The organism is Sphingobacterium sp. UBA6645, assembly GCF_002455685.1.
Taxonomy (GTDB): Bacteria; Bacteroidota; Bacteroidia; order Sphingobacteriales; family Sphingobacteriaceae; genus Sphingobacterium; species Sphingobacterium hotanense.
In genome coordinates, this window is sequence record NZ_DKLH01000087.1 from 28281 (window position 1) to 47651 (window position 19371).

Consider the following 19371-nt stretch of genomic DNA (forward strand, 5'->3'; position numbering starts at 1 on the left):
ACGAAAAATAAGAATATGAAAAGTGATGTCTTCAAGAACTATGATATCATTGCTGATTGGTTCTCAACAAATCGAAGTAAGGATTTAATGGAAAAACCCTACTTAGATCGCTTGATTGAGCATATCCCTACGAATTCACGCATTTTAGACCTTGGTTGTGGAACTGGCGAGCCCATATACGGATACTTCAAGGAAAAAGGTTATTCGCTATGCGGAGTTGATGCAAGCAGCGCTATGCTTGCAATCGCGCGAAGGAACTTTCCGGATGGAGATTTTATTCATCAGGATATGCGTGATCTTGATATAGATGAAAAATTTGATGCTATTATCGCATGGCATAGCTTCTTTCACCTCGCGCAGCAAGAGCAACGCGACATGTTTCCACTATTCAAAAAGCATCTTAAAATAAAGGGCATATTGCTATTCACGAGTGGTGCTGACGAAGGCGAAGCCTGGGGAATGAATAGCGGCCAAAATCTCTATCATGCATCATTGAGCAAACAAGAATATAATTCTCTACTCAATGAGCAAGGTTTCTCGGTCATTCAGCATGTAGTATCAGATCCTAATTGTGGCGGTGCCACCATATGGTTATGCCAACTGAAGGAGGATTAAGCATCTTTGTATTTAATCTTCTTCATATCTGGAAGAAAATAAGCCACAATCCCCAAAAGAGGCAAATAGGAACATACCAAATAGATACTTTCCAAGGAAGTTTTATCAGCAAACCATCCTAAAATCGCAGCCCCTAGGCCTCCCATTCCAAATGCGAAGCCATAGAACAACCCGGAAACCATTCCGATTTTCTTTGGAAGCAGTTCCTGCGCATATACAAGGATGGACGGAAATGCTGATGCCATGATTAAACCAATAACAGAAACCAGAATACCGGTCCACATTTCATTTGCATAAGGAAGCATCAAGGTAAAAGGTGCACATCCTAATACAGATAACCAAATTATGTATTTACGACCAATAAGGTCGCCTAAGAAGCCTCCGAATAGCGTACCGACCGCGATAGCGATAAGAAAGTAGAAAAGATAAACTTGAGCCGCAATCTCCGAAATAGCAAATTTATCCATCATGTAGAATTGCAGATAGCTTGTTATGCTCGCTACATATACATACTTGGAAAATATCAATAAAAGTAAAACCACGATAGACATCACAATTTTAGTCTGCGATAGGTCTGGAAGCTTGATCTGCTTCTTGGCTTGTGTCCTAGCATACTCTAAGACTTTGACATACCATCTTGCGATGTAGCTTAGAATTAATTGGGCAATTAACACGACGACGATAAACCATAGTATATTCCGCTGACCTGCCGGGATGACGAACCAAGCCAATAACAATGGCGCTAATGCAGTTCCTGTATTTCCACCTATCTGAAATATTGATTGAGCTAAACTTCGCTTACCACCTGATGATAAGTATGCTACACGAGAAGATTCGGGATGAAAGATGGATGACCCTATGCCGACCATTGTCACCGCGAACAGTACCGCATAGTAACTGTTGGCGAAGGACAAAGCGATAATCCCCACGAAGGAAAACATCATGGCAATAATTTGCGAATATGGCTTCGGGTGCTTATCTGTATACATACCCACGATAGGCTGCAATAAAGAGGAAGCCAATTGAAAACAGAAAGTTATAATTCCAATTTGAGCAAAGTTCAAATGGAAATTTTCCTTCAATAAGGGATATGAGGCCGGGATAACGGCTTGTATTAAATCGTTGGATAAGTGCGCCAAACAAATGGCAATCAAGATAGGATAAGAAGTCTTATTCGGATCGTAAGCGGTAGTTGTTTTAAACATGTTTCTTCCTTTAACTCAAATTTCTGCGACGAGAAATAATAAACTAAGTTCGACGTCGACAAATGTAGCAGATATATTGAATTAAACGAATTAATATGCTGTCTTTAACCTCGCAAGTCAACGATTTAGACGCAGGTATTACATTCTACTTTAAGAAAGCTATTTAAGAAAACCTCTATTTTAGTATTTCTTTAGATTAGATTGGTAAAATAGAGGCTAATATCAGCTAATGCTATAAGCCTTGAGACGCTAAGTAATTTCCTAAGGCGTTTAAGTCAGTATCTTTCAGAATAACTTTCTTATCCTTATCCAATAGATAAATTGTCGGAGAAGCTTTTAGATCATACAGCCCTTTATTCAGAACCTCCTGCCTTTCATCCACCCCATTGATCCAGTTTGAAGGAATGTTTGCAGCATAGTCATTCCATATTTCTAAATTACCCTCGGGATAGATAGCAAGGATCTGCATGTGTTTATTAGCAATCATTTGATTGATTGACTCCTGTTCTTTCAATACGCCTATTACTTGCTCACAATTGCTACAGCCCGGTTCATAAAACATAAGCAATATTAATGGGTTTTCAAGGTCGTGAAGCTTATTGATTGCCTTTTCTTTCGTTTGATAAATAAAATCTGTTGCTGTTGAACCCACTTTGTTCTTACGTGCAAGATCTAACAATATCCTATAACGCGTTTTCTCGTCCGCTGAGACCTTATCAGAGCTTGTATAATATTCGAGTACAGGTTCGTAATACGAGTCACTACGCATCGGCGAATTAGGGTCATAGAGATAGCTATCTAATTTCTTTTTGAAGAAGTCGAATCCTTTTTGTTCCTGCTTCGCTTGATCTAAGAAATCTGTAATTCCTTCCTTCAACTGTGATGGGGAAACAGCTGGGAAAATAGCAAGGTAATTCACGAAGGCTTGCTCAGCGTATTCAGAGTCGATTATCTTCGCCGTGTCGCTAAAATTGAAATTATCCCAATAGTGATTAAACAAATAATTGAGTTGCTCTTCCTTACTCGTTAAGTTAGAAGGTACTTGAGGAGGCTTGTACTCAGTCGATGAGTTATTTTCTGTATTTACGGCCGTATTGGACTTCTTCTCCTGATTACAGGATAACAAAATTCCAGCAATTGAGACGACACATAAGAGTAGTATTGTTTTCGGGTTTTTCATATTCGAATAAAAGCAAAGTGCGCTATAGTTTTTGAATGATAGTAAAGATAAAAATAGTCTTGTTCCAAAAAGAGTACCAAGACTATAGAATTAGATAAATGTAGTAGAATACTTATCCATATGTTTACCACAATTTCAAATTTATTCCCAGCAATGCAGCAAGGGTTACATCGAAGTCTCGTCCGCCATGTTCCCCATCAAAACCATCTCCATGTATGTTTCCGCGCAAATCCAGGTGGATATCTAAATGATCATTCAACCTAAATGTTTGTAAGATTCCCATTCCGGGGCTTAAACAAGTGGCTTTAGCATGGTCCAATCCGACGATAAGCCCTATCGAAGCAAATGGGATAAAGTTATAGGTCCGATTATAGTTATAGCCATGTAAATCATTTGACACATTTATTAACAGGTCAGCATTCCTACTGACATATTTTAGTCGCTGGTGCAACAGTCGTTGTTTTGGGTCGAATATCTTTCCGGTAGACAGGCTTCTATTTTTTGTCAAACCCTTATATTCTATACCTCCTATGTTCAGCCGTAAACCAAAACTATCATTAAACCGCTTAGCAGCGAAGATTTCGAACTTTGGACTAAACCGTTCTTCAATTTCGAGTTGCTTATCATGATCGCCAAAATAAATTGCAGCACCAGAGCTGAGACTGACAAACCAATAATCTTGAATGTTACTGAATCGTAAATTTCTGTATGTTGGTTTCTTTGGAGGCTCACTAGGATCGATGAACGTTTTTGATTGCGAAGTATGGCAAACACAAATTGCCAAGAGGGAAAAGAAGAACTTTTTCATGTAAAGAGAATCGGTAATTATTAAATTATTAGCTATGGGCATGTTACTTCTAAATTCGAGTTCGTAGCTCGCTAGAATATCAATCGTAAAAAACTATGTGGGGCACGTTATGTCTAAACAAATCCTGTACATTAATTTTAATAACTCCAAAGGTAATTGGATATTCTGGAGTAAGCTGACCCCAGCAATCTGGACGAAAAAGAAATCACCATCTGCATTTAGAGGCTGTTAAAGCATGGCATTCTGGCGGATATTGACCCCTCAAATAAGGGTTTGAACAATTTATTCTGGAGCAAGCTGACCCCTCTTTCGAGATATGGTCATTTTATTCTGGACGATGTTGACCCCTTTTGCACTCATGTTTCATGGGTTTCTGTTTTTTGGTTTATTTGGGCTAGACCTAATCGATATATTCCAATGGCCGGTAAATCAAGACCCATGAGTCAGATCAAACAGTTAATACGATTGCACAGGGAGAATTATCCCATTAAAACAATAGCCCGTCATCTATCCATCGGCAAGAATACGGTAAAGTCCTATCTAAAGAAGGTAACGGACCTGAATCTGTCTCTGGAAAGGATACTGGAGTTGGAAGATCCAGTTCTTGAGCGGATGCTCAGATCGGGGAACCCCGCCTATCGGGACGAGCGTTTCGAGTATCTAAAAGAAAGGCTTCCTTATTTTGAAAAAGAACTATCACGAATAGGTGTAAACCGGAGACTTTTGTGGGAAGAGTATTTAGTAGCTCATCCACAGGGATATAGCTATGCCCAGTTCTGTTTCCATCTAAAGCAATTACTGGTCTCACGTCGCGATGGAAGCATGATACTGGACCACGAACCCGGTGACAAGCTTTTCATCGATTTCTCCGGCAAGAAGCTGGGTTACATCGACCATGAGACTGGTGAAATCATTTTATGCGAGATATTTGTTGCGTGCCTACCATATTCCAACTATTGTTTTGCCATGGCCGTTCCCAGTCAGCGATCCTCCGATTTTCTCTATGCACTGGACTGCTGCCTGCAGTTTCTTGGAGGGGTCCCCAGAGCGATTGTCCCGGACAACCTCAAGTCAGCCGTCATACGAACCGATCGGTATGAACCAGAGATCAACAGGTCCATGGAAGATCTGGCAAACCATTATGATACGGTCGTAGTGCCTGCAAGACCTGCCAGGCCCCGGGATAAAAGTGCCGTAGAGAACCATGTGAAGATCATCTATACCCAGGTATTTGCCCGGTTACGCAACAGGCAGTTCTTTGATCTCCCCTCACTCAACCTTGCTATCGGAGAGTGTATCGAGAGATTGAACCAGACCAGAATGCAGGACAGGAACTATTGCCGTCAGGAACGGTTTCTCAGCAACGAGCTATCCAGTCTCAGACCGCTTCCCCGCGACCGCTTTTCGATGAAATATTATACGACCCTCAAAGTGGGAACCAATGGACATGTACATCTCAAAAGGGACAGGCATTCCTATAGCGTTCCTTATGTCCATATTGGCAAACAGGCCCTAGTGGTCTATACTGAGCGTTTAGTCCACATCTATATTGAGAACGTACAGGTAGCCCTGCACAGCAGGAGTTTTGTTGCCAACAAATACTCGACGCATCCCGAACACCTTGCTTCCAAGCACCAGCAGTATGGAACCCGTTCGCCAGATTATTATATCAAGCGCGCTCTGGATATCCATTCGGACTTTCACTTACTGGTCGTTCGGGTCTTTGGACAAAGTGACCGATATCCGGAACAACTCTACAGAACGTGCGAAGGACTCTTTAGGCTGCACCGTAGCTATGGGGAAACATTCTTCAAAGCATGTGAAATTGCCTTAAGGAACGACATGCTGTCCTATAAGTTCCTACAAAGAATATTGGAAAACGGAATGGTGGAGCAACAGCAAGAGGGGGCGGATAACAAGCAATTGCCACAACATGAAAATATCAGGGGAGCATCCTATTACTCATAAAAATGAACTATAAAACTTAGAAACAGATGAATGTAGAACAACAATTGAACACGCTCCGCTTCCATGGAATGGAGCGTCAATGGAAAGCGATGAAAGAAACACGGCAGATCGGAAAACTGGCTCTGGAAGAAGGCCTTACCCTGTTGCTGCAGGCCGAATCTGACAGTCGCTTCGAACTGCGGTTCGAGAGGTTAAAGAAGAATGCAGCCTTCCGTTACCAGGCCTCTATTGAAGAGATCAATATGGATCCATCCAGGGGGATCGACAAGATCCAATTGATGGACTTGGCCACAGGCCAATATATCGAAAGGGCCGAGCCGATCATTATCGTTGGTGCAACAGGCTGCGGAAAATCTTTCATGGCGTCTGCTCTGGGGCTCAGGGCTTGTGCCCAAGGTAAGAGAGTCGCTTACTTCAGTATGCAAAAATTGCTTTTGAGAACAAAAATGGCCAGGTTGGATGGATCGATCCACAAGCTTCTTATGAAACTCTCCAAGGTAGAACTGCTTATAATGGATGACTTCGGCCTGGTAAACCTCGACCAACAGCAAAGGATTGACCTGATGGAAATCATAGAGGACAGACATGCCAAATGTTCAACAATCATTGCAAGCCAATTACCTGTGGCCAGTTGGCATGCTGTGATTGGGGATGATACATTATCGGATGCTATTCTGGATAGGATAGTTCACACATCCCACCGGATCGAACTTAAAGGTGAAAGTCTAAGAAAAAAGAAGTAATATTGTCAGGCCATTTGTAGGCAATCCTGTAAACCAAAAATCAGGGGGTCAATATTGCCAGAAAGGGGTCAACATGACCAGAATATCCACCCAATTCAAAAGGGCTTTGATATGGTTTTATATTGGGTTTACATTGGGTTTGAATTGGGTTTGAGTGGTATTTGTCCTTTAGTTAGATGGACAATAAGACAGTAAGATTTTAAACCATTAGACAATTAGAGCAATGCTGGCCGATGATCTGTTGTTTTGCGCCTATATGAGACGCTACGAAAGTAAAGAAGCCGTCTTTTTGAGACAGCTTCTTTTACGTTTATACAGAAAAATTAATCTATGCTTTTTTGAAAGTACCAGACAACTTACACAAACTAACCCTGAACAAAGTCCATCAAGGCCATCTATCAAATTGATTGCGTTAATAATTAACACAATGACAAATACCGTTAAAGGCATTCCAATCCAAAATGGAATCTTCACAATAAAACCAAGCCCATACAAATCATTTATCCATAAACCCGAAAGGGGCAACAGCGAAGCAACTAAAATTTGTGTGATAAACTTCCATTTATAATCAATCCCTATTAAATCATCCCCAATACCAACCATTGACAGGATTACCCAACCACAAATCAGCATCATAAAATGTGATAAAAATGCCCATGACTGTACATCAATGCTAACTAAACTTGTTTTAAAAACCAATGTCATAGTAATCACGAGCAGCAGGCATTGAATTGGAGCAAAGGAAACGCCTCCTAGACGAGGGATAATACGGTGATGGATTTTGCGAGAATCAATCGGATCAAAGAGTCGCTTCTTATAGGTTACCAGCATGATAAAAGGAATAAATGCCCTATTCACCACAATGGCTAGTATAAAAGGAATAAAAACAACTAATAACTCCAAAATAATCTATTTAATTTTAATAGTCTCTTGGGAAATGTCGACGAAGACTACTAATCTCAAGAGAACAAATGGAAAAACAGACTGCAATAAAATCTAAAGAAATCGCCTTTTTAAAATTTTGCTGATGTGATATTTCCCATAAGTGACACAAAAATACGCTTTCAATCAGCGTACACTTAGTGAATGGCTGGGCAAAAATATATTTGTAGCAAACAACCGACAGATTAGGGAAATCCGCCATGCAACTAAAGAAAAGCTAACTTATTTAGGGTCGAGGCTGCCTCGCGCACTATTCAAAAGTAATCTCAGCAGTAAAATTCATATTGATTAAATATAAAGTTAATGTAAAAATTTCAACCTTCTTTTAATGAAGAGAACTTATTCACTTCCGTAAATACACATATATTATCCTAGTTGGTAAAATCTTTAAGCTGAATATTATTTAGCAAGAAATTGAGAATACAGCAGCGAGAAAACAATCACTCATATTGTGAATAAAAGCAAAAGTTACAAGTAAATTGTTTGCAACAGATGTAGAATAGTAATAGACCGAACAGACGTTCAAACTCTTTAAAAACCTACTAACCAACCCCTTAATCCACCCCAAAACATCAACTATCAAGCAACTATTTATACAAATAAAAAATAAATTGAAAATATAAAAATCCGCATTTACTATTTTTGCCCTCAATTGTAAATAAAAACACAACGAAAATGAATCTACTAAAACTCGTAAGCCTATCATTTGCGACTGTATTTACGTTAAATGCTTCTGCACAAGAAGCAACAGTACCCGCAGCTGATACCACTAAAACTTGGACAATTAAAGGTGAAAACGCCTTTCTAATCAACCAGAGCTCCTTTTCTAATTGGGCAGCCGGCGGTATCAACTCGCTTGCAGGAAATCTAATCTTCAACTACGATTTTAACTATAAAAAAGATAAATGGTCTTGGGACAACAAAGTCTTAGCGGCCTATGGACAAACTTTCCAGAAGGAAACAGATTGGCGCAAAAACGATGACCGCTTCGCTATCAATAGCCTTTTAGGATACCAAGCTGCCGAGAAATGGTTATACACGTTTTTCTTAAACTTCAATACACAGTTTGCAAACGGATATGAATACGACGGCAAAAATATCGTCGACACGATCTCCAAATCCTTCGCACCAGCCTACCTAAGTTTCGGACCGGGTATCGCTTACAAAGCTTCTGACAACTTCCGCGTCAACCTCTCTCCTGCCGCTGCTCGTTTTATTATTGTCGGTGATAAGAGCCTACGTCCGCTTTACTCTGTCGATGTAGATAAATGGTCAAGAAATGAGTTCGGTGCTTCGCTTGACGCTTACTATAAAGTCAAGTTGATGGAAAACATCGCGCTAGAAAACATATTAAAACTATATTCTAACTACTTACAGGATCCTCAGAATGTCGATGTGGATTATACGGCGAACCTTTCGATGCAAGTCAATAAACTAATTTCAGTAAATGCAGCTGCCCAATTAATTTACGACGATAACATTGACGTGCCAAAAAGTGACGGAACTAAAGGCCCAGGTCTTCAAGTACGTCAAGTTTTAGGCGCTGGAGTAACTTATAAATTTTAGAATCTACTCAACAGCGTACGGTAATTACATCTATAAAATCGAAAAGCTGTGTCTAATCCCAAATCCCTACAATAAAGGAAGAGCGATTTCGACACAGCTTTCCTATTTAAAACTCTTATTTACTTTTATAGAGATGGTTTAATAATGCGAAACAAATAATAAAGCTAGCTATAAAGCCAATCCAGGATAAAACAGGGATTCCCCAAAGTAGATATCCCACTCGCCCGTGCGCCAAGATACTAGCGCCGACTCCAAAGGTCATAGCAAGAATAGACAGCAAAAACTTATTCCCCATGCGATGAAGAATCAGCTGAAGATTATCAAAATCCTGCATCTTGTGGTTTAAAGTCACCTTATCATTCTTCACTTTATCCAATAGTTCCAAAAGATCCACCGGAACTTCCGTTAACACATCCTTTGCAAACTTAGCTTTCTCTTTTAGCTGCTGGATAAGATAATCCGCAGACAATTTATCCTGCGCTATCTTTTTCGCAAAGGGCTCAATACTCTCCGGAACATTAAGGTCCGCGTCTAGTTGTCTACCTGTACCTTCTAAGATGGAAACGCCACGTAGTAAGATATAAACAAAATCAGGAAGCAATATGTGGTTGCTCTGTAAAACAATATTCAGCTTTTGCAACATGACAGAGATATCAATATCATCCAACGCATTCTGCTTAATCATCTCGAATATCTCATAAGCATCCCTTTCGAGCCTTCGTTCGTCTTCAATATGATGAATTACAGCAAGCTTTTTAATATTTTTAATTAAACTCTTAGCATCGTTTGCCAGAAAATCGAGCACCATCGCTTCGATGATATTGCGATCCTCCGGAATCATAAATCCCATCGCACCGAAATCAAGGAACACAACTTGCCCCCTTCGATTAATCAATACATTCCCTGGATGCGGGTCCGCATGGAAGAAGCCATGCATCAATACCTGCTCTAAATAAAGATCCAATACATTTTGCAGAACAGACTTTGTGTACAATCCATAAGAATGGAACCCTTCTAAATCGTTCACCTTGACCCCATCGATAAACTCCAGACAGAGGATACGGTCAGTACTGTATTTCCGATGCACTTTCGGCACATATACATCCTTATTTCCGGCAAAATTCCTTCTAAATCGTTCAATGTTGTTCAGTTCATTCGTGAATGACAGCTCATTCAACAAGGAACTTTCAAATGAAAGTACGATCTGATATAGGTTCATCTTGTAGATCACTTCATACTTCCGCTGCAAAAGCTGCACTAGATCTTTAATAAAATCTAAATCCGCACGAATAATCTCATCAATACCTGCTCGCTTAACTTTCAACACCACATCCTGCCCATTGATGAGCCTTGCTTTATAAACCTGAGCAATTGAAGCTGACGCGATAGGTTTCAACTCTAATTCTGAAAAGTGAGCGTCAACATCAATCTCCAATTCCTCTTCCAAGACCGCACGCAAATCAATCTCACTCAACATCACATCATCCTGAAGCTTGATAAGCTCTTCCTGCAAATCCTTAGGGATTATGTCAGGACGATTACTCAGCAGTTGCCCTAACTTAATAAATGTTGGCCCTAATTCCTCAATTGCACTGCGAATACGCGTGTTAAAATCATCTTCGAAGATTTTGCGAGCATGATTATTCCAAAAAAGAAAGCTATCGGGAAGGATACGATCCAAATTAGACCTTGATATAATCTCATCGAATCCATGTTTTGACAAAATCTTCAAAATTTGTCCCACTCTCTTAATTTTCTGAAAACCGTTAAATTGCATCGAAATTCAATTTTTATCAAGTTACTAAATATCTATAGGACAAATTCTATTCCTAAGTTGTTTTCTTGTCAAAATCTCTTTCGCTGATTTAAAGTTTGATTATCTTAGAAATCATATAATTTTAAACACTACGATTAAATAGACCCACCATGTCCATAATAGAGAAATTAGCTAGTCAACAAGGATTAAAGGATGAAAGTGCAAATATTAATCTGGCCATTGAGATAGTGAAATCGGGCGATGAAATAGGCTTGCGAGAACTCATACAAGGGTTAGACGACAAAAGAATACAAAATGATTGTATAAAAACAATATATGAGATTGGAGAGCGCAACGGTAAACTCCTCGTTCCTTTCCTATCCGTGTTTATAGATTTGCTAAGCAGCAAAAACAATAGATTGCAATGGGGAGCAATGTGCGCTATCAATAGCGTAACTTTGCACATCCCCACCGAAGTATTTGCTTCCATCAGTCGTTTGGAAGAAGCTGCAAACAAAGGATCGGTAATTACTAGAGACAATTTCGTGAAGATTTTAACGAAATTAATGGGAAATTCTGAGCATCAGGAAATGGCTTTTAGAAAATTGTCCCAACAGTTAAACAACGCGCCAGCCAATCAATTTCCGATGTATGCGGAAGAGATAATGACAACGATCCCAAAAGAGCATGTGGCGGAATTTAGAAAAATACTGGAAAGCCGAATGGACGATCTCCCCAAAGAAAGCCAGAAAAAGCGGATTGATAAAGTACTAAAAAAACTGAAATAAGCCGATTTTCATTTTAACCTTACTATCGTATCCATTTTGTTATAATTATTCGGAATTAGACCAACATTAGCAAAACCATTGCTAAACCTTAATTATGAAGCCTTTAGGGATACAAGCGCGAGCCTAAACAAGAAAACATCAGGAAATTACTTTAAAAACAATTAGTAATTAGTTAAATATTATCATATCTTAACAATCTCAATTAAAATATTGAATAATGCCTGTTCACTATTTTAAAAAGAAAAGTATTGATATTATGGTTTTTATTAAAGATTAAATAAAGACCGAAGAAAAAGGAAGGGTTGTTTCCAAATCAAAAAACAACAACGTTCTGATAATTTTATGACAAACTATCTCCCGATTTTGTGATTTATTAACATAGGTCAATGTATGGTATCTTAATAAATGAAATATTTGCAATAACATTTAGGAAGTAATATTAATAAATAGATTTATGAAAACAATTTTAACATTCGTTGCCTCATTACCTTTCATCACTAATGCGGCGTTTGCACAAGTAAAATGGTCGGTGGACCCGGCACACACTAATGCGAGATTTGAAGTAAAACACCTGGGTATAGCATTCGTCGATGGTTCGTTCAATACGCTCTCAGGAGCAGCTGAAACAAGCGATAGTAGCAATTTCAACCAAGCGAAAATCTCGTTCGAAATTGATGTAAACAGCATTGATACCCGCGTAGACGCTAGAGATGAGCACTTAAAAAGCGACGACTTTTTCAATGCTGCGCAATATCCGAAAATGACGTTAACAAATGGCGTCTTGACAAAAGGTAAAAAAGGTCAATTCGTGTTAAAAGGAGACTTGACAATTCGTGACGTAACGAAACCTGTAGAATTTCAAGTAACACAAAACAACGGAATTATCACCGATCCATGGGGAAAAACACGTGCTGGCTTTACAGCAACAACAACCATAAACCGTATGGATTATAATATAAAATACAATGACAAGTTACCTTCAGGCGTACAAGCTGTAGCCTCTGACGTGAAAATCATTGTAAATACTGAATTAGTAAAGAACTAAGTGTACATATACCTAGAAGTAGCCTAGTGCTACTTAATAATGGAATTCCACACTAATTTCCATTATGCACAAATTAGAGGCTACCATCAAAAATGGATAGCCTCTTTTTCTGAAAGTGTAAGTTTTCAATGGCCATCAAGAACTTTCATGCCTGTTGGTGTTTCAATGGAAACATGAAAGTTTTTTCTGAAAGGGTCTGTTTTCAATGGCCATCAAGAACTTTCATTCCTGTTGGTGTTTCAAAGAAACATGAAAGTTTTATTAATATTATTCTTCGATATCATAGGTCCATGCCGCTAAGCGATCCTGAAACACTCTGGAAATCTTGTTAAAGTAACGCTTTTGCTTGTAACCCATAACCCATTGTATTCCTTGAGTGGCATTTGTGCAGAATATCTCGTCCGCCACTTTCATGATATCAGGCTTAATCTCGGCCTCTACCACTTCAATGCCTTCAGATAGCGCGATATCCATTACGACGCGACGCATCACACCGGCAATGCAGCCTTCGGTCAGCGCGGGAGTATATAATACCTTATTATAATAAATGAATATATTGGACGTCAAAGCTTCACAGAGATTGCCTTCCTGATTCAGGATAAATACTTCGTCGAATGCGTGTTTCTTCCGAAAATTACCAGCCATTACATAAACCAAAGCATTATTCGACTTCAATTTAGATAGCTCACTATAAGGCTTTTTGAAATCCGTATATAAATCAACGATTAAGCCCAACTTCTTATCGCGCAGACTGTCCTGTTTCCTTTCCACCTGTAATACGTAGCCTGCTTTATTCGACTCCGGACCATAAGTTCCGGCACCCATTCTAAAAACGATCAAACGAACGCGAAGCGTCTGCCCCATCATGTTATTCTTTCGAATCAGCTCTTCCGTCTTGTTGCGAACAAAAAAGGTATCAAATACTCCTGTATCTTCAAATTGCAGTAGAGACAAGCCCTCTTGTAAGCGCTCAATATGGAAGTCTAAAAAGCGTATATCGCCATCTTTCCATAACATCGTCTCAAACAATCCATCACCGTATCGAAAAGCGCGGTTGTCAACGCTTAATACAGCCATATCCTCCGGCACTAAACTGCCATTAAAGTTTATATATTGTATTGGCATAAATCTTCTATTCTATCTGTTTTATCTAGTCTTGTGTGTTTGTACTATAATTTTCCCATTTCTCTAATGCTAAACGGAAATCCTCTGGTATTGGTACCTCAAATTGTAAAAATTGTTTTGATTTAGGATGCTCAAATCCTAAACTCTTCGCATGTAGCGCTTGGCGAGGCAATAGTGCGAAACAATTTTCCACAAATTGTTTGTATTTGGTAAAAGTAGTCCCCTTTAAAATCTTATGCCCTCCGTAAGACTCATCATTGAACAAGGGATGTCCGATGGACTTCATGTGTGCTCGGATTTGATGTGTACGACCGGTTTCCAATTGACATTCAATCAACGTCACATATCCCAAACGCTTCAGCACCTTATAGTGCGTTACAGACCATTTCCCTTTTTCAGGATCATCATACATATCCATAATACGACGGTCCTTCATATTTCGGCCGATATACCCCCTCACAGTGCCGTCTTCTTTTAAATCGCCCCATACTAAAGCCACGTATTTACGAGCAATAGAATGGTCAAAAAACTGCTTAGCTAAATAGGTCATTGCCCATTCACTTTTTGCTATAACGAGCAAACCCGAAGTGTCTTTATCAATACGATGGACCAACCCGGGTCGACCCGTATTTCCCGGCAATGTCGGTAACTGATTTAAATGGAATGTCAATGCATTGACCAATGTACCTGAGTAATTATTAAAACCTGGATGAACGACCATACCCGCCTCTTTATTAACCATTAACACATCGTCATCTTCATAGATAATATCCAACGGAATATCCTCCGGATAAACTTCCGTATCTCTTGGCGGATCAGGAAGAACGATCGTGATCAGATCCAACGGCTTAACCTTATAACTCGCTTTGACAACCTTCTCATTCACCAAAACGGAACCCGAATCAATTGCATTTTGAATACGATTACGCGACGTATTCTCCACACGATTCATCAAGAATTTATCTAAGCGTAAAGGTGCCTGCCCCTTGTCAGCCACGATGCGTAAATGCTCGAAAAGCTCTTGTTCGTCCTGTTCTAAATCTAAATGTTCCGTCATAGCCACAAAAGTAATGTTTTTCACCTGATGTACATAAGCGACATAATTTTAAGCTTAACATATCCTTCAAATAGATTAATCCTTAACTTTACAACATGCCGATAGATTTCCCAATATACAGCCCGGTTCAACGAATCCTCCACCCACTTTTCACGCATCATGAAGTTGAAGTTTTTATAAAAAGGGATGACATGATACATCCCTTCATTTCTGGCAATAAATGGCGAAAACTAAAACTTCACATAGAAAAAATAAAAGCTCTAAGCATCAAGACATTGGTGACTTTCGGTGGTGCCTGGTCCAATCACCTATTAGCAACTGCCGCGGCGGGTGCCCAATTTCAACTTGCAACGCACGCATTCGTTCGCGGTGAAGAAATAAACAATCCTGTCCTTGCTTTATGCAAGCTATTTGGAATGCAACTTCATTTTGTTGATCGCAGTGCATATAAAGACAAAAAAGCGCTCTTCAATGCAAATTTTAATGAAAATAACGCTTTGTTTATCGACGAGGGAGGCCGAAGCGAAGAAGGAGCAGTAGGTTGCGAATCCATCATTGAAGAACTGGAGGATACATTTACAGATATATTTATTGCAGCCGGCACCGGAACGACGGCAGCGGGCATTCTGAAAGCACTAAATATAAAAGGTTTAAATTCAACACTACATTGCATCCCCGTATTGAAGGGCGGAGATTTCATTAAGCAGGATATATTAGACTGGGGAATAGACATTGACAATTTAACGTTGCATACGGAATACCATTTCGGAGGTTATGCAAAAACGAATCCTGAACTATTGCAGTTCATAAAAGACTTCGTCGCCGATACGGGAATTATGATCGAACCCACTTATACCGGAAAGATGATGTATGCGCTGTTTGACCATATCAAAACCGGAAAAATTCAAGCTGAAAGTAAAATATTAGCAATTCATACCGGCGGACTTACTGGATTTCTAGGAATGTATGAAAAATTCGATAATTTAGCGCCTGTAAACACGCTAACAAAAACAATTAAATAATGCAATTGTTATCTTGAAAAGCGCTGACGAATAAAGCTTTAAACCACGAAAATCTGCTATGCGCGTATTCCTAATCACCTGCTTCCTCATTTTTATTTTCCTAACGACGAACGCCCAACAGATTGAAATTCAAGATACCATAAGCAATAAGGAACAAAAAGATACCGTCCGCAGCACCGAGGAGCTCTACGATATTGTGGATCTGTTCAAAGATATTATTCCTTCGAAAAAACCTAAGGATCAAAAACCAAAGAAAAGATCACCGATTTCTTATTTGCCAAACATTAACTACAACCCATCTATTGGGGCACAGATTGGCGTTAAAGCCGTTGGCGGAAAAGTCCTAGGAAACCAACCAAATACCCAAATGTCGATTGCTGCGGCAGCACTTAGCTATACGACAAGAGGAATTATAGTTGGCTATCTAATTCATGATATTTATACGCCATCTAACAAATGGAATATTAAAGGAAATGTCATGGTCGCTAAAGCTGTAGGTCTTGATTATGGTTTAGGAATGGGAACAGCGCTCGACAACCCGACTGAAGAAGAATTGATAATCAATAATCCCGACAGACAGCGATTCGTCAATAAGTTCACTGCCTACACGATCAATGAACGTATCTACAAACAATTATTCCCCGGTGCATTTGTTGGTGCCGGCGTTTTCTTTGAACTAAAAAGAGGATTGGAAACAATCGGCAGCGCTGAGAACATGTCGCCTACTGAAATATATAGCCGCTGGAACAATTTTAACCCTGTAGATATAAATAATAACGGTTTAATGCTCAATATGCAGTACACCACACGTGACAATCCTAATAGCGCACATAAAGGCATGTATGTGGATGTTGTATTGCGCATGAACCAAGAATGGATGGGCAGCGAGCATAATGCCTATCAATTGCAGACAGATTTCCGTAAATATTGGCAATTGTCGTCTAGCAGACCCAATCATGTCTTAGCTTTCTGGAATTTCGGATCTTATAAACTCGGTGGAAAACTTCCTTATGTAGATCTCCCTGGAACAAGCAAAGATCCCTACGCTAGAAGCGGGCGCGGCTATACAATGGGTTATTTCAAGGGACTTTCCTATTTCTACTCCGAATTAGAGTATCGATATCCTATTTTACGAAATCAATTCCTGAGTGGCGTTGTCTTTGCCAATGTACAAAGCACGAATGACCAGATGGGAACAAAATTATTCCAACAGTGGCAACCGGCAGCAGGTGCAGGTCTTCGTCTGTTATTTAACAAAGCAACCCGCACAAACTTATGCATCGACTATGCTTTCGGTAAATTTGGACAAAGAGGCCTCTTCTTAGGCTTGAATGATGCTTTCTAACTCATAGAAACCGCTATTTTATTCGTGTCCGGATTCCAAATCCTCACTTATTTTCGGTATTTTGCGAGCAAATCAGCCTTGAAATCATGTTTGTATTTTCGAAAAAATCACAGTTACCTTTCCTTGCCCTTACCTTAGCTGCTTATAATAGCGTCGCACAAACAACCACTCCGGATACCAGCTTATCCGAAATAGCGCCTATTGAGATTAAAGCGCATTTCAATTCCCAAGCGATGCTTGATCTAACGAGCTCAGCAAGGGTGGTCAGCAAACGCCTCCTTGAATCTCAAAATACGAATACCATACTGAGTGCAGTGAACAGCACCCCAGGGGTACGTATGGAAGAACGATCTCCGGGAAGCTATCGCTTAGCGCTTCGTGGCAGCATGATTCGCTCACCGTTTGGAGTAAGAAACACCAAGGTATATTTGGACGAAATCCCTTTTACAGATGCCAGCGGAAATACTTACTTAAACATCATCGATCCGGTAGGAATAAATCATATCCAGATAATAAAGGGCCCAGATGGATCCCTATATGGCCCAAATACTGGCGGTGTACTGCGGATAATTCCAAACGGATTGGCAATTCAAAGATCCAACGATAAATCACTACTGCTCAGCGCTGGCTCTTACGGACTATTTCAGCAACAATTAAATATAGAACAGCAGGTTAACGAAAAATACAGCTTCGCTTTCAGCCAAGCCTTTACCCGTTCTGACGGCTATAGAACCCAAAGCGGGATGAATAAAAAATTCTTCCAGACCGAGCATCAATGGAACTTCAACGAGAAAGGCCAGCTTAAGTTTTTAGGCCTTTATGCCGATCTTGGCTACGAAACACCCGGTGGATTAACGGAAGCACAATATTTGGAGGACCCAAGACAAGCTAGGCCGGCTGGTGGACCATTCCCGAGCGCCGCGGATCAAAAAGCAGCCATATATAATAAAACTACGATTGGAGGAATTACACATAGCTATCAATTCAATAAAAACTTACGTCATGTAATTGCATTATTTGGAAGCTACACAGATTTCAAAAATCCATTCGTGACGAACTACGAAACACGTATCGAAAAGAATCTTGGCATTCGAACGTACTTCTCCTACGAGGACCATGACATTGAAAACTTACATTGGGAAATGCAATTGGGAGCGGAAGGACAAAAAGGCTGGTATGACATCAAGAACTACGAAAACAATTTTGGTGAAAAGGGAACCTTAAACTATGACGACCATTTAGAAAATTTTCAACATTTCTATTTCTACCGCTTAAGAGCGAAAATTGCTCAACGATTCATAGCCGAGGGATCCATAGGCTTGAACCTAAATAATATTGATTTTAAACAACAAGCGCTAAATGCAACTGAAATTCAGGGGGCTAAAGATTTCAAAAATAGCTGGATGCCCAGGTTAGGACTCTCCTATTTAATCTTACCAGAATTCGCCCTGCGTGCATCGGTATCCAAGGGCTATTCAACACCGACCATATCGGAGGTTAGATCTTCTGACAATCAAATCAACCAGAACCTTAACCCGGAAGACGGAGTCAATTACGAAGCAGGAATCCGCTATGAAACGAAAAACCGTCGCTTTATTGCTGATTTAGCAGCTTATCAATTCAATATGAAAAATGGAATCATTCGGCAGTTAAATGAAGAGGGAGCCGAATATTTTACGAATGCAGGAGAAATGACGCAGAAAGGTGTGGAAGCGAGTGTTTTGGGACAAATCATCAGCTCTGATCAAAACTTCTTCGTGCACAGTCTGATATTATCTTCCAATCTCACCTTTCAGGACTATCAGTTTAAAGATTACAAAATTGATGATCAGGATTATTCCGGCAATGCAGTAACATCTATTCCCAAGTGGATTTGGGTAAATACCCTAGCTTTAGAACTACCTAAGAGATTTGAAATTAACATATTTCATAACCATACCTCATCAATTCCTTTAAACGATGCGAATAGCTTCTATGCTAAGAAATATCATCTTGTACAGGCGAAATTAGCATGGACAACAGGCTTGATGAGCAGATATAAACTGCAGTTATTTGTCGGAGTAGATAACCTGTTGAATGAAAAATACAGCTTAGGGAATGACATAAATGCAATGGGTAATCGTTTTTATAATGCCGCAGCCGATAGGAACTACTATGGCGGAATCAAGCTGATGATGTAAACTCGCTTAAAAATAATAGCAAAAAA

At 39.7% G+C, this 19371-nt stretch carries 16 protein-coding genes; 9 read left to right on the forward strand and 7 right to left on the reverse strand.

Annotated features, from left to right (window positions below):
- The first annotated feature begins 15 nt into the window (after nucleotides 1-15).
- A complete protein-coding gene (locus B2400_RS15940; RefSeq protein WP_293934860.1) occupies nucleotides 16-615 on the forward strand; it encodes a class I SAM-dependent DNA methyltransferase in 600 nt (199 codons plus the stop codon).
- On the opposite strand, the gene B2400_RS15945 is transcribed toward B2400_RS15940, so the two are convergent.
- The 3 genes from B2400_RS15945 to B2400_RS15955 all read right to left on the reverse strand — a co-directional run bounded on the left by B2400_RS15945 (nucleotide 612) and on the right by B2400_RS15955 (nucleotide 3808).
- Complete coding sequence (locus tag B2400_RS15945; protein ID WP_293934862.1) at nucleotides 612-1820, reverse strand: MFS transporter; 1209 nt, start codon at nucleotides 1818-1820, stop codon at nucleotides 612-614. The two genes, B2400_RS15940 and B2400_RS15945, sit on opposite strands and share 4 nt — an antisense overlap.
- Nucleotides 1821-2052: 232 nt before the next feature.
- Nucleotides 2053-3000 carry a DUF5106 domain-containing protein gene (locus tag B2400_RS15950; protein ID WP_149526073.1) on the reverse strand — a complete coding sequence of 316 codons (948 nt, stop codon included), beginning with the start codon at nucleotides 2998-3000 and terminating at the stop codon, nucleotides 2053-2055.
- Between the two features lie 124 nt (nucleotides 3001-3124).
- Nucleotides 3125-3808: a hypothetical protein gene (locus B2400_RS15955; RefSeq protein WP_293934865.1), complete on the reverse strand. Its 684-nt coding sequence runs from the start codon at nucleotides 3806-3808 to the stop codon at nucleotides 3125-3127.
- 273 nt (nucleotides 3809-4081) lie between these two features.
- On the opposite strand from B2400_RS15955, the gene istA reads away from it, so the two are divergent.
- Together istA and istB are read left to right on the forward strand one after the other, a co-directional pair.
- Nucleotides 4082-5776 carry an IS21 family transposase gene (gene istA / locus B2400_RS15960; protein ID WP_293934868.1) on the forward strand — a complete coding sequence of 565 codons (1695 nt, stop codon included), beginning with the start codon at nucleotides 4082-4084 and terminating at the stop codon, nucleotides 5774-5776.
- 26 nt (nucleotides 5777-5802) lie between these two features.
- Nucleotides 5803-6519, forward strand: a complete 717-nt coding sequence (istB, locus tag B2400_RS15965) for an IS21-like element helper ATPase IstB (RefSeq protein ID WP_149524271.1) — start codon at nucleotides 5803-5805, stop codon at nucleotides 6517-6519.
- A 264-nt stretch (nucleotides 6520-6783) separates the two neighbouring features.
- Here the strand turns inward: istB and B2400_RS15970 are convergent, their stop codons facing one another.
- A complete protein-coding gene (locus B2400_RS15970) occupies nucleotides 6784-7422 on the reverse strand; it encodes an MraY family glycosyltransferase (protein WP_293934871.1) in 639 nt (212 codons plus the stop codon).
- Between the two features lie 714 nt (nucleotides 7423-8136).
- On the opposite strand from B2400_RS15970, the gene B2400_RS15975 reads away from it, so the two are divergent.
- Complete coding sequence (locus B2400_RS15975; RefSeq protein WP_149526096.1) at nucleotides 8137-9027, forward strand: DUF3078 domain-containing protein; 891 nt, start codon at nucleotides 8137-8139, stop codon at nucleotides 9025-9027.
- A 115-nt stretch (nucleotides 9028-9142) separates the two neighbouring features.
- Here B2400_RS15975 and B2400_RS15980 read toward each other — a convergent pair whose 3' ends face one another.
- Entirely contained in the window at nucleotides 9143-10759 is a 1617-nt protein-coding gene (locus B2400_RS15980) for an ABC1 kinase family protein (protein WP_246172217.1), read from the reverse strand.
- A 194-nt stretch (nucleotides 10760-10953) separates the two neighbouring features.
- Between B2400_RS15980 and B2400_RS15985 the strand changes: the two genes are divergently transcribed.
- Both B2400_RS15985 and B2400_RS15990 read left to right on the forward strand, forming a co-directional pair.
- Nucleotides 10954-11571 carry a hypothetical protein gene (locus tag B2400_RS15985; RefSeq protein ID WP_149526098.1) on the forward strand — a complete coding sequence of 206 codons (618 nt, stop codon included), beginning with the start codon at nucleotides 10954-10956 and terminating at the stop codon, nucleotides 11569-11571.
- Between the two features lie 454 nt (nucleotides 11572-12025).
- Nucleotides 12026-12616: a YceI family protein gene (locus B2400_RS15990; RefSeq protein WP_293934876.1), complete on the forward strand. Its 591-nt coding sequence runs from the start codon at nucleotides 12026-12028 to the stop codon at nucleotides 12614-12616.
- A 267-nt stretch (nucleotides 12617-12883) separates the two neighbouring features.
- On the opposite strand, the gene B2400_RS15995 is transcribed toward B2400_RS15990, so the two are convergent.
- Both B2400_RS15995 and B2400_RS16000 read right to left on the reverse strand, forming a co-directional pair.
- Entirely contained in the window at nucleotides 12884-13741 is an 858-nt protein-coding gene (locus tag B2400_RS15995; RefSeq protein ID WP_286652021.1) for an aminotransferase class IV, read from the reverse strand.
- A gap of 25 nt (nucleotides 13742-13766) precedes the next feature.
- The gene (locus B2400_RS16000) at nucleotides 13767-14798 is read right to left on the reverse strand and encodes an RluA family pseudouridine synthase (RefSeq protein WP_293934881.1); all 1032 of its coding nucleotides are present in this window, start codon (nucleotides 14796-14798) and stop codon (nucleotides 13767-13769) included.
- A 95-nt stretch (nucleotides 14799-14893) separates the two neighbouring features.
- On the opposite strand from B2400_RS16000, the gene B2400_RS16005 reads away from it, so the two are divergent.
- The 3 genes from B2400_RS16005 to B2400_RS16015 all read left to right on the forward strand — a co-directional run bounded on the left by B2400_RS16005 (nucleotide 14894) and on the right by B2400_RS16015 (nucleotide 19345).
- The gene (locus B2400_RS16005) at nucleotides 14894-15820 is read left to right on the forward strand and encodes a 1-aminocyclopropane-1-carboxylate deaminase/D-cysteine desulfhydrase (protein WP_293934883.1); all 927 of its coding nucleotides are present in this window, start codon (nucleotides 14894-14896) and stop codon (nucleotides 15818-15820) included.
- Nucleotides 15821-15878: 58 nt separating this feature from the next.
- Nucleotides 15879-17165, forward strand: coding sequence for a BamA/TamA family outer membrane protein (locus B2400_RS16010; protein ID WP_293934886.1), 1287 nt, complete (start codon nucleotides 15879-15881; stop codon nucleotides 17163-17165).
- Nucleotides 17166-17251: 86 nt separating this feature from the next.
- Nucleotides 17252-19345, forward strand: a complete 2094-nt coding sequence (locus tag B2400_RS16015) for a TonB-dependent receptor (RefSeq protein ID WP_293934889.1) — start codon at nucleotides 17252-17254, stop codon at nucleotides 19343-19345.
- Nucleotides 19346-19371: the final 26 nt, after the last annotated feature.

Bases quoted from the DNA above. Each gene is read 5' to 3' on its own strand.
- B2400_RS15940 (WP_293934860.1), top strand. From the start codon at position 16: ATGAAAAGTGATGTCTTCAAGAACTATGATATCATTGCTGATTGGTTC.
- B2400_RS15945 (WP_293934862.1), bottom strand. From the start codon at position 1,820: ATGTTTAAAACAACTACCGCTTACGATCCGAATAAGACTTCTTATCCT.
- B2400_RS15950 (WP_149526073.1), bottom strand. From the start codon at position 3,000: ATGAAAAACCCGAAAACAATACTACTCTTATGTGTCGTCTCAATTGCT.
- B2400_RS15955 (WP_293934865.1), bottom strand. From the start codon at position 3,808: ATGAAAAAGTTCTTCTTTTCCCTCTTGGCAATTTGTGTTTGCCATACT.
- istB (WP_149524271.1), top strand. From the start codon at position 5,803: ATGAATGTAGAACAACAATTGAACACGCTCCGCTTCCATGGAATGGAG.
- B2400_RS15975 (WP_149526096.1), top strand. From the start codon at position 8,137: ATGAATCTACTAAAACTCGTAAGCCTATCATTTGCGACTGTATTTACG.
- B2400_RS15985 (WP_149526098.1), top strand. From the start codon at position 10,954: ATGTCCATAATAGAGAAATTAGCTAGTCAACAAGGATTAAAGGATGAA.
- B2400_RS15990 (WP_293934876.1), top strand. From the start codon at position 12,026: ATGAAAACAATTTTAACATTCGTTGCCTCATTACCTTTCATCACTAAT.
- B2400_RS15995 (WP_286652021.1), bottom strand. From the start codon at position 13,741: ATGCCAATACAATATATAAACTTTAATGGCAGTTTAGTGCCGGAGGAT.
- B2400_RS16000 (WP_293934881.1), bottom strand. From the start codon at position 14,798: ATGACGGAACATTTAGATTTAGAACAGGACGAACAAGAGCTTTTCGAG.
- B2400_RS16005 (WP_293934883.1), top strand. From the start codon at position 14,894: ATGCCGATAGATTTCCCAATATACAGCCCGGTTCAACGAATCCTCCAC.
- B2400_RS16010 (WP_293934886.1), top strand. From the start codon at position 15,879: ATGCGCGTATTCCTAATCACCTGCTTCCTCATTTTTATTTTCCTAACG.
- B2400_RS16015 (WP_293934889.1), top strand. From the start codon at position 17,252: ATGTTTGTATTTTCGAAAAAATCACAGTTACCTTTCCTTGCCCTTACC.